This is a genomic window from Streptomyces sp. NH27 (assembly GCF_056859195.1).
In genome coordinates, this window is sequence record NZ_JACEGK010001093.1 from 1 (window position 1) to 449 (window position 449).

A 449-nucleotide genomic window follows, 5' to 3' on the forward strand; every position below is an offset into this window, starting at 1 on the left:
CCCACCTCCTCCGCCCGCGGCTGCGGTCCCGTCCTCGGTCACGGCTGCCGGCCGCGGCGGGGGTACGGCCGCGGGGGTGCCGGGCAGGGGCTGCCGTTCGGGTCGCGGTGGCTGCGATGCGTTGATCATGTGATCAGCGTGCAATCCGGCCATGGTTGATCACAAGGTCCTGGTTGTCATGTGACAGTTGCACGGGACGCAATCGTCGGTGCCACACTGGAGCCGTGCTCCTGCCGGACATGAATCTGCTGCCAGCTCTGGACGCGCTGCTTCGCGAGGGCAGCGTCACAGGCGCGGCGACCGTGATGAACGTCTCACCGTCCGCGATGAGCCGGACCCTGGCCAGGTTGCGCCGGGTGGTCGGCGATCCGCTGCTGGTGCCGTCGGGTCGCGGGCTGACTCTCACCCCGCGCGCCCGCGAGCTGCGACCCCAGGCGGCTGCCGCTCTC

1 protein-coding gene is annotated in these 449 nt (G+C 71.0%); it reads left to right on the forward strand.

The annotated features are described in order from the left end of the window. Positions 1-239: 239 nt before the first annotated feature. The coding region (locus AC13HU_RS38180) for a LysR family transcriptional regulator (RefSeq protein WP_483046580.1) at positions 240-449 on the forward strand (210 nt) is incomplete at its 3' end.